We start from the raw sequence: 13,072 nt of genomic DNA, 5'->3' as shown, positions 1-13,072 counted from the left end.
GCCCTCCTTTGCTACTAAGATATTCAGCAAAGGGTCAGAAAAGTATCTCTTCTTTGACAAAAAATAATATTTTACATGGTTTTCTTACTGATTCCTTTGGATATTACTTGCCATTGATTACTTCTTATCTCAAGGTCAGAACCTGTGGCCCCCCCAGAGATAATTAACCTTAGTGCCTGATCAACGGGTATATCCACGATGGTCACAGTTTCCTTGGGAACCCAGTACATATCTCCTGCTACCTGTAAAGTTTGAGGAAAATAAACCCCCAACAGTTCCCTGCCAGTCGTATCTTTTAATGGTGATTCCTTTACAGTCAAAAAGCCTAACCTATGTGTAGTTTCGTTAAGTTTTACCAGGGCAACAGTATCAAATTTCTTACTGTCACCTGCAAGGGATTTTAAGGCATCCTTCAGGGTATTATAAATATTCTTAACCCCAGGCATACTACAGATAAAACCCTCGATGAGAGCTAATATTTTTTTCGATATCCACCAGTTAGCAACCATACCTAGTAATGTAACCATTAAAATCACAAAGACAAAATCAATCCCCGGCAAATCCCGCCCCACCAAAGGGTAAAGGATGGCACTACCCACCCCAGAAATTTTGTCATAAATAAAGGCTAAAATATAAAAGGTTCCAAGGAGCGGTAATAACACCAATAATCCTTTTACAAAATAGATTGAGATTTTTCGCATGGACACAACACCTGAACTTTCGTTAAATATAGCAAATGGTTACTTTCTATATATGTATTAGTAAACCCTTTTATTTACTATAAAAAAAGTTCAATAGCCCCTCGAATACAAAGATGTCGTTTGTTGAACTATGCAACAAACGACACCTTTTTACTATTTGACTTTTAATAAACGCAAGCTATTTAAGGTTACAATTATAGTTGCCCCCATATCAGCAAATATAGCTATCCATAGTGTTAGCTGACCTGGGACCACTAACAGTAAAGCCATTGCTTTAATAGCTAAAGAAAAGGTAATATTTTGCTTAATTATAGCCATAGCCTTCCTACTTAAATTAATAGTATAGGGCAATTTACTTAAATCGTCAGACATTAAAGCAATATCTGCTGTTTCTAAGGCTGTATCTGTACCAGCGCCACCCATTGCCACACCAACTGTTGAAGCTGCTAGGGCTGGTGCGTCATTTACGCCATCCCCCACCATCGCGACACTTTCATGATTTGCCCGTAATTTTTTAATGAAATTCAATTTATCTTCTGGCAGTAATTCTGCTTTAATTTCTGTGACTCCCACTTCTTTGCCAATGGCCTCTGCCGTCCGTTGATTATCACCTGTAAGCATCACTGTTTTTTTAATTCCAACTTGATGAAGCTTACAGATAACTTCTTTTGAAGATTCTCTGATCTCATCAGCCACTGCGATTAACAAAAGAATTTCCTTTTCTGTTCCTAAAAGCATTACGGTTTTTCCTTCTTTTTGCATACCTGTAATGTTTTCTTTTATCCTAGGTTCAATTTGGGGATGCAATTCTTCAAATAAATTCGGACTTCCTATATAATACATTTTATTATTTACTATTGCTTTTACACCTTTACCTGTAATAGATTGGAATGCTTCGACTGACACATCATTAAATTTCAATCCATTTTCTACTGCATTTCTCATAATGGCTGAAGCCAATGGATGCTGTGATGCTTTCTCAATGGCTGCTGTTATAGTCATTAATTCTTTTTCATTACCGCCATATGTTATAACATCTGTCACCACGGGAACACCCATAGTCAATGTACCCGTTTTGTCAAAGGCAATAACTTTTAAGGCTCCTGTCTCTTCTAAATGGATGCCCCCTTTAATTAACACACCGTTTCTGGCTGCATTGCCAATGGCAGTAACTACTGCAACTGGTGTTGAAATAACCAAGGCACAAGGACAACCAACCACTAGGACCGCCAACCCCTGATAAATCCACTTAGCCCAATCTCCTCCAAACAGTAACGGGGGAACAACAGCAATTATGCAAGCTAGGACGATAATAGCTGGTGTGTAATACTGGGCAAATCTATCAACAAAGGCCTGGGAAGGTGCTTTTTCAGCTTGAGCTTCTTCCACTAAATGAATTATTTTGGCGAGAGTTGTATCCTCCACTCTTTTAGTTACTCTTACCTCTAATAACCCTTCTTTATTAAGTGTTCCAGCAAAAACCTCATCACCAATTGTTTTTACTACTGGTATACTTTCTCCTGTAATAGCTGCTTGGTTGATCGTAGATGTCCCTTTGCATACTTTTCCATCCATGGCCAATTTCTGCCCGGGCTTGACCACCATAATGTCGTTCACCTGAATATCTTCAACATGAACCATTATTTCTTCTGTCCCACGACGAATTAAGGCTTCCTTGGGAGCAATATTAATTAGGGATTCAATAGATTGACGAGCTTTATCTATTGAGTAACGCTCTAAAGCTTCACTGACAGCAAATAAAATTACTACAGTAGCTCCTTCTCCCCATTCACCAATCACAGCAGCCCCCAAGATAGCTACAGTCATTAGCGTGTGCATATCAAAATATAGCTTATATAAGTTTTTTAAGCCTTTTATAAATAGAGAATAACCGCCAACTAAGATAGCTACAGCATAACCAATAGTCGGGAATAGATGATCTTGCCCGTACTGCCTGCTGAAAAACCAACTGACAATAAGTAATATTGCTGAGATATAAACTTTATAGTTCTCTTTCTGTTTCCAAAAGGGTTCCCTTTCTACCATCTTTTCTTTTTCATTACGAACCTTCAAGTTTTCAAAGGACCCTGCCTTTTCCAGTGCTTCAATGGTTGTAGTACCATAGACAGTTAATTTAGAGGCACCAAAGTTTACTTTTGCATCTGTAACACCATCCAGGTGTTTTACGTTCGTTTCGAACTTTTTTGCACAGCTGGCTCAGGAAAATCCTTGGATGCGATAAGTTTTAATCATCTGTTGCTCAGGCATTGACTTTCACCTCTTTTTTATGTTCTAGGGCAATAATAATTAATTGTTTAATATGTTCATCATCCAGCGAATAAAACGCCATTTTCCCTTCTTTCCGATACTTCACAACTCCTTGCTTATGAAGAGTTCGCAAATGGTGGGATGCTGTGGCAACCGATGATCCAATGATATTTGCAAGGTCACACACACATAACTCACCATTTAGACTAAGGGAATAAGCAATTTTTGCCCTATTGTCATCGGCAAGGGCTTTAAATAATTGGGCAATGCTAGATATATCTTCTTTCTCTAACTCCCCTTTAATACTATTTACCTTTTCCTCGTTAAAACAATAAATCTCACAGGTATCAAGCTTACTCATGACTACTCCTTTTCTATCATTCAAACATTTATTTGAATATATTATACCATACCACCCGCATCATTCAAGTATACATTTGAATGATGCGGCTATGTATTTTTGGAAAACATTTAGCGAATGTCGTCTACCTTATTTGCCTTGTCTAATTAATAAATGATAAAATAAATCTATCTAGACAAGGTAAAGGAGATAGGTTATGCATAAAGATAACATTACTTGTATTCAACGTGCCCGCTTCTTTTTTGATTTCTATGAAAAAAGAGAGTGGCTACCAGATGAGGAGCCACCTCTTAAGAATATCATCAAGACTAAAGAAATCTCCCCCCAAGCAGTGCGCAAATTAGGGGAATTTTTAGGTAACCGAATAGATCGAATTGCTTCTATGATGGATCTATTAATGACTGCTCACAATGATTGGGCGGTTACCGGAAAAAAGGACTTAATTATTATGGAAACACAATCTTTAGATTTTAACGATGCCATTAAATTATTAAAAGACCATGGCTTTAGTGATGACGAATATATCCTAAAAGTTGAGTATGACAGAAAATGGGGTATGCTGTAAGCTAAATAGACATTGTAATTTAGTTTACATAGCATTTATAATGGGATAAAGCCATTTGGGGTGATTACTTTGGCTAAACTATTATTTTGCTTAAGCCTATGTTTATTCTTAATGGGTTGTTCCCCTAATCACATCCTATTCCCTGACTCAGACAAACCAATTACCCAACCACTACCGTCAAAGAAATTTACATCTGAGTCTCTAACATTTCAGTATCCTGGTTACCTCTATGAGAAGAATCTTTCCAATGGCAGTGTATTATTTACAGCTACCAACCTCAACCCTGAAGAAAGCTTAAATAATTTATCCTATTACGATCTTCAGGAGCTTGTTATCATTAATGTGGTTAAAAAAATACAGACTCAGAAAATGGACACTGATGAATTTATTAAATCCAGCATCAATGAGATTAAACAATTGGGCAAAGTTGAATTCATCACCAGGGACAAAATTTTAAAGGATGGCATATTTGTACTGGAATATATCCTTGCGTCTCCTCAGATCGAACTACACCTAAAACAATACTTCTATTGTTATGAAGGTGATAGTTATGTGGTAACCATCAGTACCCCCGCAAAAAACTGGAGTAAAATTAACGAAGTTACAGATACCTTAGAAAAATCTCTTTCTTTTGCCTAAGAGCGGCTGAGTTTACTAGTCTCACAGATCACACAACCTTGGCTCTTCTTTCATTTAAGATATTATCCTTGAAAATAAAAAGTCTCTGGTTATTTAATTAACCAGAGACTTTTTGATATGTGTTTATTTTAAACCTACGCTTGCCCAGTAGCTGCCAAATACTATTACAGACAGAATGTAACCTAAGGGTACGTTAACTAGTACACCAGTGGTGAAGGCAGCAAATGGTTTCCAACCTACGGAAGTTAATTCTTTAAAGCGGGTGGTTAAACCGATGGCAAAGAAGCAGAAAATAAAGGCCCAGGTTCTTAAAGTTTTCAAAGGCTTTATTACACTATCTGTCATTGCTTTAGCAGAATCAGCATCTATAGAAGTGAGAACTAAAGTTACCAAAGCAGATGCTACAAAGAAACCGAAAACGAATTTAGGGAAGCGGTACCAAATCTCTTTTGCATCTGGCTTGGTTCCGTCTTCTCTCTTCTCCCACTTGGTAATGGAAATCAGAGCCAGTAGGAAACACCAGATACCAACGAACATATCGCGACCAACAACCTTCATCAATGTAAAGGTAGCAATGGCTTGTTCGTTAATAGCAGCTGCTGCGGCAATACCAGCAGCATCAGCAAACTCAGAAGTACCAATCCAGGCACCGGCAGGACCGGCAGGGATACCAAAGACTTTAATGAAGATAGGTAGCGCATAAATCATAATAATAGCCCAAACAACTACCAGTGAGATAGCTACAGAAACGTGTTGCTTATCAGCCTTTACTGCACCACCGATAGCAATGGAAGCAGACACACCGCAAATGGAACCACCAGCACCAAGGGTTGCGGCAAACCTTCTGTCTAGACCAAATAGGCGAGTACCAGCCATATAAATCGTTACAAAGGTAGTTACCGCAATCAAAGTAGCCTGTCCAAAGGCCATTGGCCCAGCTTGAACAATTAATGTGAAGGGTAGTGTGGCACCCAGCAGCACTATACCCAGCTTAACGTAGAACTCAGTCTTAAGAGCACCTTCGAGCCATTGGGGAATAGGTAAAGTATTGCTAATAATCATCCCTAAACCCAGAGCCAGTAAGGGGGCTTCAATGTTATATTTTTGTGCTAAATCCCAACCACCAATAATGGAAATGATAACACTACTAATAAAAACAAATGTAAAACCAGGGATAAAACTGCTAATTTTATGACCCATAACTTTTAAGGAAATACTAAACAAACCTAAGAATACAATAAATAAGGCCATATAAGAACCTATCTTTTCACTAAAATGAGTGGAAACCTTACTAAATTCAGACCATTCTGGAACACTCACCGCAATCCCCTTAATGGAACTACCTGCGTTCCAGAGCAAGATTGCTACTATGGTTAGTGCTAATCCTAGCCATACAGCCCACCAGTCTTCTTTCTTATAAAGATCAGACCAACCTCCAGTAGGTTTAGTATCTGCCATGTTTATGCCTCCTTGGTAATGTGACTGTTAACAGTTTTTTCTAGGCTTGTATTAAAAATTGACCCAGCGCTAGGTTTATTTTTAAGCCTAAAATTAATTTACATTATGTAGCTACAATTAAATAACTAAGAAAAAACTGTCACTTGTTATACTTTTAACTTGCAAGCTAATTACTTTATAGCACTGTTCCGACAAACATTTTGTCGCCAACACGACATATTTAGAATGCGAAATATGACTATACTTTTTTGTCGCAAACACATTATTTATATATATTGACTAATTTAACTAATAAATTGGTGTATTTAAGTATTAGCATTTTGTTTATGCTGTGTATTTTTTGGTTGCATTGATTCACTTATATGACACATTTTGTTCATTTTTTTGAGCATAAATGAACTTGTTTGAACTTACTGTCATAAAAGTAAAACAATTTAAATATTTTATTAGCCAGATATATATTGATAGTAACCTTATTAACACTATTAAATATTAATGGACATAACTATTAATGAAGTTTATAATGTAAACTATCAAGGGATAAAGGGGTATAGTTACCTTGAATAAGAGAGAAAAGATATTACAGTTTGACATGCTGGTTCATGAGTTAGTACAAAACAACGGTTGTCAGCTAAAAGATTTATTAAAAGACCTAATCACCCCAACCCAATATTTTTTGCTTAAACTAATGGCTTTACAAAATACTTGCAAGGCAGCTGATATTGCTCATGTATTAGATATTTCTCCTTCTGCTGCCACCACTATATTAGATAGGCTATATAAGAATGGTTGGATTGAGAAAAATAGATCAGAAAAGGATCGTCGTATAGTATGGCTCACACTAACTGACAATGGCAGAAAGATACTTTCGGAAATTGAGGTTAAGAGAATTCAACTTTTGGTAAAGCAGTTTGAGAGTTTAAGGGAGGATGAATTGGATACAGTCTGTGAAATCTTTAAAAAATTACTAAAAAAGGAATAAATATGCCAAAGGAACCAAGGGTAAACACTTTTATTAAAAGGAGGCTAGCTAATGAGCTTCGTTGAAAGTTTTCTAAATATATTATTTATATACTTAATCTTAAGGGGTGTAATTAATATATTTAACCTTATTCAGGTTAGGAAAAGAGTTCAACAACAACTTGAAAATAACCCTGAACAAAAAACAGTCCAGAAAGTACCCGCTGTTGAGGAAAAGGTAGAATTGGTTACTGATAGTATCTGCGGCTGTACTCTACCGAAATCAAAGGCATATATTCTGGCTAAGGAAAATGAAAAACATTACTTTTGCAGTTGGACTTGTAGAGAAAAATATATTGCTATAGAGAATAAAACTGCCTAGTTTGTTTTCGAGAACAAACAGGATTTATCTAACAAATAAGACATTTAATACCCTTAACCAATATAACAACACCCTACAGTTCATTATACTGTAGGGTGTTGTTATATTGGTGCCGAAGGCGGGAGTCGAACCCGCACGGTTGTTACACCGCTGGATTTTGAGTCCAGTGCGTCTGCCAGTTCCGCCACTTCGGCAATTGATAATGTTATGGCGTGCCCGAAGGGACTCGAACCCCTAACCTCCTGATCCGTAGTCAGGTGCTCTATCCAATTGAGCCACGGGCACATTTTGGAGCGGGTGATGGGAATCGAACCCACGTAGCTAGCTTGGAAGGCTAGAGCTTTACCATTAAGCTACACCCGCATTAATAACTTTGTTGGTTGCGGGAGCAGGACTTGAACCTGCGACCTTCGGGTTATGAGCCCGACGAGCTACCAGCTGCTCTACCCCGCGACAATAAATATGGTGACCCCTACGGGATTCGAACCCGTGTTACCGCCGTGAAAGGGCGGTGTCTTAGGCCGCTTGACCAAGGGGCCATTTATTGGTGATCCATCCCGCGACTTCAGGTGCTCTACCAAGCTGAATCGTATGTTCACTGGTCAGCACCAGCGACATTTGTTATCTTACCATAGTTTTTTTGTTCTTTTCAACCTAAAAATTATAGTTTTTATGTTAATATTGTCCACGGATACCTTAAAAGATCTTTACGTTCTTGTCTTCATGGTCTTATTATTTAATCTTATATTGGCTGGCAACTTATTATCTTGCTTCATATTCATAATCAGAGCAAAAGCTATTGTAGCATAGGCCACAAAGCTCCTAAAATACTCTCCTAGTGCAGCATTACCAAAGAAGTTTTGACCAGCTTGAGGCGAAACAATAAATAATGAGTGAAACAAGAAGATTCCCATTAATACATGCCTAACCTTAGCTTTTTTAATTGTTGCGCCACCGGCAAGTATAGCAGCCGCAGAAAATATATCAGAATTTAAGTGAGCGGTATAAACGTTTAGCATGCCTATATTCTGCAAATAAATAATTTGACCGAAACAGGCAATTACAGTAGAAATAATCACTGCCTTAATGCGAATTCTGTCTACATCTATGCCAAGTGAGTATGCTTTCTCCATATCCTCCCCAACAACCTTAATCTGTTGACCTAATCTTGTATTCATAAAATAGAAGATGATAAAGCAAAAAAATAATACCAGCGAAATCATGAATACGGGAACCTTAATATTAGCAATTTCAATAACAAATAAATTATCTAGAATATTCCTAAAGGGTTGCAAATCCACCATATTTCTAATACCAATACCCCTTGAAAGGATAATCTCTGAGTTGTTGGGTTTTATGATAGTCCCATAACCAACCAGAAACACAAGTTGGTAGATTGCTGTACCGAGAAAACCAGCAATAATGGTGGTTATCATCTCTTTTCCCTTCACTTTATTTAATCCATACCCGATGATGTAACCTAGTATGACAGATAATAATAGTGCCATTAAGGTTGCACCCAGTAAGCCTCCTACATCTCCAATTTGCCAGTCAATGACTAATAGCAATCCAACTTGGGCACAGATTGCTCCTATTGTGATTGCAAAATTAAGCCCCATACCCGCAGCAATAGGAACTAATAGAGCTAAAACTAGTATCCCGTCACGGATAAATCTAGTTATAACTTCGTTTATTACAAAAGTGATCGACATACCTGAAAGGTGCCAACTAACCAAAAAGAGGAGAATAAATACAAGTGGGACGAAGTTAATTCTGAGCATTTCTAACTCTCCCCCCTTCATAAAGTAACGCATATAAAATAATTCCATTTGTAACTATCATTCTAAAAATTTCTGACACCTCGGGTATTAGTAATTGGTTTGTAATAGGGCCTGAAACCACATAGATAGATTGAAATAAATAGGTACCAACAATAACTTGCATAAGGGATGCTCCCTTACCCGTACTTCCACCAATCAAAATAATAACTTTCCTTCAAAAAAAACAGCTATCCTATCAGCTATTCTCTTTAACTCTGCTAATTCACTAGAAGCAACTACTACTGTGGTTCCTAAATCTTGATTTATTTTTAGAATCTCTTGTAAGATTAACTCCTTGGCACCAATATCAATGCCACGAGTGGGCTCTGATATAAATAGTAACTTTGGCTCTAGGGCTAAGGCCCTTGCTAAACAAACTTTTTGTTGGTTACCCCCACTTAGATGTTTTACACTTTGTCCTATACACTTACAGCGAATATCCAGGTCTTTAATGCTTTGTTCTACATACTGTGAAGCGTGTTTTTTATTAACAAAGCTAAGAGCTTTCCAGATTCCAGACTTAAGAAATTTATTTTTCCTTTGTAAAGCTGTAAAAATAATATTATTTAGAATAGATTGATGCATCAATAAGCCAGATTGGCGACGCTCATCAGGAACTAAAAAGATACCGTTAGCAATAACACCCTCCGTTTTTGATAAATCCAAAGTTGTACCTTCAAAACAAGCCTGCCCAGTTGAGGGGAAAAGTCCCATCACTCCATTGCCTAAAGCTAACTTCCCATGACCGGAAAGGCCTGCTAAACCGAGGATTTCTCCTTGGTAAATATCTAAATTAACATTACTAACGCTTTCCCCAGGCATATTCACAGAAAAGTTGTCTAAGCGCAAAATAGTAGTTTGAGACTTGGTTCTCTTTTGCCGCTTTACTTCTACAACTTCCTTACCAACCATGCTTTGGGCGATATCATTAATATTAAATTGGTCTCTTTTGTATTTGGCCACCACCTTGCCGTCACGAAGTATAGTAACTTTATGGCAAATAGATACAATCTCCTCTATTCTATGAGATACAAAAAGTATAGCTATGCCCTTTTGTGATAGCTTCTCTAATAAACACATCATTTTATTTGCATCGTCTTTACCCAGCGCAGCGGTTGGTTCATCCAAAATAAGTACCTTCAAATTCTCTTTGCAATATTCACATAAGAACTCAACCAATTGTTTGATGTTAACAGAAAGGTCTTTCACTTTGATTCTAGGATTAATGGATAAACCCAACTCTTCTTTGAAAACCCTATTTACTTCATCTTCGTTCTCTTTCTTATTTATATAAGCTAAGTTATTGCCAAATAATTTAGCTGTGATAGGGTTTACAATTTCTCTTGTAAGTTTTATATTCTCCGCAACAGTCATACCGGGTAGCAAGACAAATTCCTGGTGTACCATTCCAATCCCGTACCTTACGGCATCACACGCATTAACGATGTCTACTTTTTCGCCATTAACTTTAATCTCACCAGAATACCCTCCGGTGTCCCTAACGTTTTTGCTGCCAAATAAAATATTTAATAGAGTGCTTTTACCTGCCCCGTTTTCACCTACCAGGCCGTGAATTTCCCCTGCCTCGAGCTCTAGATTTACAAAATTCAAAGCTTGATTATTGCCAAAAATTTTCGATATATTGCATAGCTTTAACATGTTTGAATAACCCCTTGTTGGCTTATTTCTTTAAATATCAACAGGAAAAAATCAGGCACAGGAGTACCTGTACCTGATCTATTTACTTATCTAATAAATAATTGAATCCATAATGATTAAATAGTAGTTATCCAATTCAGGCTTCATCTTGTTAAATTGAACTTCAACACCTGCAACTTCTTTTGCTATTGGCTTTAGTTGATCTACACCAGGTTTATCTATTTTGCCTTCAATCATTCCTTTGGCCACTTCAACGGAGAATTCAGGGAAAAATACACCAACGGGCACTGGCCAAGTTGATAATCTACCTGTTACACCCGCTTGAGCACTGTGGTGCATCTAATGATTCGATACCGGCAGCAGAAAAAAATCTACCAAGAAAATATGTCCCCTTATAAAATCCAGCTACGCTTCGCACATACTAATACCTGTCCTTATTTTGACTTAGCAGATATTTTAATAGCTGATACTACCTTCGATACAGGAATACCACCTGCAGCTATGCTTAGTTCCTTTGGTATAAAGGCACAATAAACTCCTACCACTTTAGTTCCCCGATCCTTTAGATCCCGGGCTATTTTAAGACTTTCTACTTCCAGTTTCCCAGCTTATAACCCCCTATCGTTCGAGCAATTCAGACAATTTTGCTAAGAACCTTCTTCGATAAAATATTATATTTATCCTATGTTAAATAACTAAATTATTGTTATAAATATCCAACAACTTATAACCACAATTTATATTAAAGATAAATAAAGTTTTAAATTGCAAATTAAATCTAATAATAACCAGGAATAACCCTGATTTAGATTAGTATTGTTAAGTCCTGAATTAAGTATCAAATAAGGGTTATAGATTGGTGAAAATTTTTTGAAATAAATCTAGATATCTAATTATTTATTTTTGAGGATTTTGATGGGTCATAGATTAGAGGAAATTAATAATCCATAACCATAAGTTATGCTTTGTATTACACATATAAGTAAGAGTGATTGGATTTTTAAGGCAATTACTATTATAATTTTTTTGGTTGATGCCCGTATTTTATCTACAATAAGAGGGTGTAAATTTGACAAAATTTGACCAATTGATTGACAGAAAGGGAACATACTCTTTGAAGTGGGATGGTTTGAAGGAGCGTTATGGTTTAACAGACCCTGATTTATTACCTTTCTGGGTGGCAGATATGGATTTTAAGTCACCAGACTGTGTTACAGATGCCCTAATAAAACGGGCAACCCACGGCATTTTTGGATATACCGGTGGTTACCAAGACCGTTACTATGCCGCTTTGCAGCGCTGGTACGATAAACGTCACGATTTCCTAACAAAAGTGGATTGGTTTGTGGCTAGTGATACTATTGTGGCTAGTCTTAACAGAATAGTAAGGAATTTTACACAACCGGGAGAAAAAGTTATTGTTCAACCACCGGTATACCCTCCCTTCTATGATGCAGTAACTAATAGCAATAGAGAACTGATCTTAAATCCTCTGATCAAGCAAGACAAGCAATATATGATGGATTACGAAGGTTTGGAAAAATCTATTGATAAAAAAACGAAACTACTCATCCTTTGTAGTCCCCATAACCCGGTGGGCAGGGTATGGTCAAAGGAAGAACTACAAAGGCTAGTAAATATTTGTGTACACAATGGGGTACTGATCATTTCGGATGAGGCACATTCAGATATTGTCTACAATGGCCACAAACATACAATTTTTGCTAAGCTATCCGAATTAGCCCAGGAAAACTGCATTGTATGCACTTCTCCCCACAAGACATTTAATCTAGCTGGTTTGCAGGTTTCCAATTTGATTATCTCTAACCCCGAACTAAGAGAAAAATATAAGATAGCCCTACAGAAGGATGGCATTAACAAGCCCAACATATTTGCCACCGTGGGGGTGATCTCCGCCTATGAGCAAGGGGCAGATTGGTTAGTCCTTTTACTAAGGCAACTAGAGGATAATCTTAATTTTTTACAAGAATATCTTAAACTGCACCTCCCCGAGATTAAATTTAATAGACCTGAAGGTACTTATCTGGCCTGGTTGGATTTTAGTAATTATAACTTCCCTCCGGAAGAGTTAAAAAGAATCTTGTTTTATAAAGGAAAAATTATTCTAAATCCGGGGGTGCACTTTGGCAAAGGATATGAGAATTTTTTCCGTTTAAATTATGCTTGTCCACTACCATTGCTGAAAGAAGGTTTGTTAAGGCTTACCAATGCCTTTAAAAAATAAGATAAAAGGATGGC

Annotated in this window: 13 protein-coding genes, 5 tRNA genes and 1 pseudogene; 6 read left to right on the top strand and 13 right to left on the bottom strand. The window is 37.2% G+C overall.

Annotated features, from left to right (window positions below):
* Positions 1 to 71: 71 nt before the first annotated feature.
* The 4 genes and pseudogenes from ACYQ03_RS05705 to ACYQ03_RS05695 form a co-directional block, all read right to left on the bottom strand.
* Positions 72 to 701, bottom strand: coding sequence for a DUF502 domain-containing protein (locus tag ACYQ03_RS05705; RefSeq protein WP_459908276.1), 630 nt, complete (start codon positions 699 to 701; stop codon positions 72 to 74).
* Positions 702 to 854: 153 nt separating this feature from the next.
* A complete protein-coding gene (locus tag ACYQ03_RS05700; RefSeq protein ID WP_488193069.1) occupies positions 855 to 2,774 on the bottom strand; it encodes a heavy metal translocating P-type ATPase in 1,920 nt (639 codons plus the stop codon).
* A 30-nt stretch (positions 2,775 to 2,804) separates the two neighbouring features.
* Positions 2,805 to 2,906 (bottom strand): annotated as a pseudogene (locus ACYQ03_RS18395) (heavy-metal-associated domain-containing protein); the annotation flags it as partial.
* Positions 2,907 to 2,961: 55 nt separating this feature from the next.
* A complete protein-coding gene (locus tag ACYQ03_RS05695) occupies positions 2,962 to 3,330 on the bottom strand; it encodes an ArsR/SmtB family transcription factor (protein WP_459908272.1) in 369 nt (122 codons plus the stop codon).
* Between the two features lie 196 nt (positions 3,331 to 3,526).
* Between ACYQ03_RS05695 and ACYQ03_RS05690 the strand changes: the two genes are divergently transcribed.
* On the top strand, positions 3,527 to 3,895 hold the full coding sequence (locus tag ACYQ03_RS05690; RefSeq protein ID WP_459908271.1) for a hypothetical protein: 369 nt from the start codon (positions 3,527 to 3,529) through the stop codon (positions 3,893 to 3,895).
* Between the two features lie 69 nt (positions 3,896 to 3,964).
* Positions 3,965 to 4,534 (top strand): hypothetical protein, encoded by a 570-nt coding sequence (locus ACYQ03_RS05685; RefSeq protein ID WP_459908269.1) that lies wholly within the window; start codon positions 3,965 to 3,967, stop codon positions 4,532 to 4,534.
* 123 nt (positions 4,535 to 4,657) lie between these two features.
* Here ACYQ03_RS05685 and ACYQ03_RS05680 read toward each other — a convergent pair whose 3' ends face one another.
* Complete coding sequence (locus tag ACYQ03_RS05680; RefSeq protein WP_459908267.1) at positions 4,658 to 5,992, bottom strand: YeiH family protein; 1,335 nt, start codon at positions 5,990 to 5,992, stop codon at positions 4,658 to 4,660.
* Between the two features lie 559 nt (positions 5,993 to 6,551).
* Between ACYQ03_RS05680 and ACYQ03_RS05675 the strand changes: the two genes are divergently transcribed.
* Both ACYQ03_RS05675 and ACYQ03_RS05670 read left to right on the top strand, forming a co-directional pair.
* Positions 6,552 to 6,974 carry a MarR family winged helix-turn-helix transcriptional regulator gene (locus tag ACYQ03_RS05675; RefSeq protein ID WP_459908265.1) on the top strand — a complete coding sequence of 141 codons (423 nt, stop codon included), beginning with the start codon at positions 6,552 to 6,554 and terminating at the stop codon, positions 6,972 to 6,974.
* Between the two features lie 51 nt (positions 6,975 to 7,025).
* Positions 7,026 to 7,334 carry a transcriptional regulator gene (locus ACYQ03_RS05670; RefSeq protein WP_459908264.1) on the top strand — a complete coding sequence of 103 codons (309 nt, stop codon included), beginning with the start codon at positions 7,026 to 7,028 and terminating at the stop codon, positions 7,332 to 7,334.
* A 107-nt stretch (positions 7,335 to 7,441) separates the two neighbouring features.
* Here the strand turns inward: ACYQ03_RS05670 and ACYQ03_RS05665 are convergent.
* From ACYQ03_RS05665 to ACYQ03_RS05630, 8 genes are all read right to left on the bottom strand, one after another.
* Positions 7,442 to 7,528 (bottom strand) — tRNA-Leu (locus ACYQ03_RS05665).
* Between the two features lie 14 nt (positions 7,529 to 7,542).
* A tRNA-Arg gene (locus ACYQ03_RS05660) sits at positions 7,543 to 7,619 on the bottom strand.
* 4 nt (positions 7,620 to 7,623) lie between these two features.
* A tRNA-Gly gene (locus tag ACYQ03_RS05655) sits at positions 7,624 to 7,697 on the bottom strand.
* Between the two features lie 14 nt (positions 7,698 to 7,711).
* Positions 7,712 to 7,787: transfer RNA gene (locus tag ACYQ03_RS05650), tRNA-Met, on the bottom strand.
* A gap of 10 nt (positions 7,788 to 7,797) precedes the next feature.
* Positions 7,798 to 7,873, bottom strand: a tRNA-Glu gene (locus ACYQ03_RS05645).
* A gap of 168 nt (positions 7,874 to 8,041) precedes the next feature.
* Positions 8,042 to 9,115: an ABC transporter permease subunit gene (locus tag ACYQ03_RS05640; RefSeq protein WP_459908263.1), complete on the bottom strand. Its 1,074-nt coding sequence runs from the start codon at positions 9,113 to 9,115 to the stop codon at positions 8,042 to 8,044.
* 195 nt (positions 9,116 to 9,310) lie between these two features.
* Complete coding sequence (locus tag ACYQ03_RS05635; protein WP_459908261.1) at positions 9,311 to 10,813, bottom strand: sugar ABC transporter ATP-binding protein; 1,503 nt, start codon at positions 10,811 to 10,813, stop codon at positions 9,311 to 9,313.
* Positions 10,814 to 10,903: 90 nt separating this feature from the next.
* Positions 10,904 to 11,152 (bottom strand): hypothetical protein, encoded by a 249-nt coding sequence (locus ACYQ03_RS05630; protein WP_459908259.1) that lies wholly within the window; start codon positions 11,150 to 11,152, stop codon positions 10,904 to 10,906.
* A gap of 3 nt (positions 11,153 to 11,155) precedes the next feature.
* On the opposite strand from ACYQ03_RS05630, the gene ACYQ03_RS05625 reads away from it, so the two are divergent.
* Both ACYQ03_RS05625 and ACYQ03_RS05620 read left to right on the top strand, forming a co-directional pair.
* Complete coding sequence (locus ACYQ03_RS05625; protein ID WP_459908257.1) at positions 11,156 to 11,347, top strand: hypothetical protein; 192 nt, start codon at positions 11,156 to 11,158, stop codon at positions 11,345 to 11,347.
* Positions 11,348 to 11,882: 535 nt separating this feature from the next.
* Positions 11,883 to 13,058: a MalY/PatB family protein gene (locus ACYQ03_RS05620; protein ID WP_459908256.1), complete on the top strand. Its 1,176-nt coding sequence runs from the start codon at positions 11,883 to 11,885 to the stop codon at positions 13,056 to 13,058.
* The last annotated feature ends 14 nt before the right edge of the window (positions 13,059 to 13,072 follow it).

This window comes from Desulfotomaculum defluvii (genome assembly GCF_054657375.1).
The sequence above is the reverse complement of the archived record's forward strand: the minus strand, read 5'-3'. Positions and strand labels throughout refer to the sequence as shown.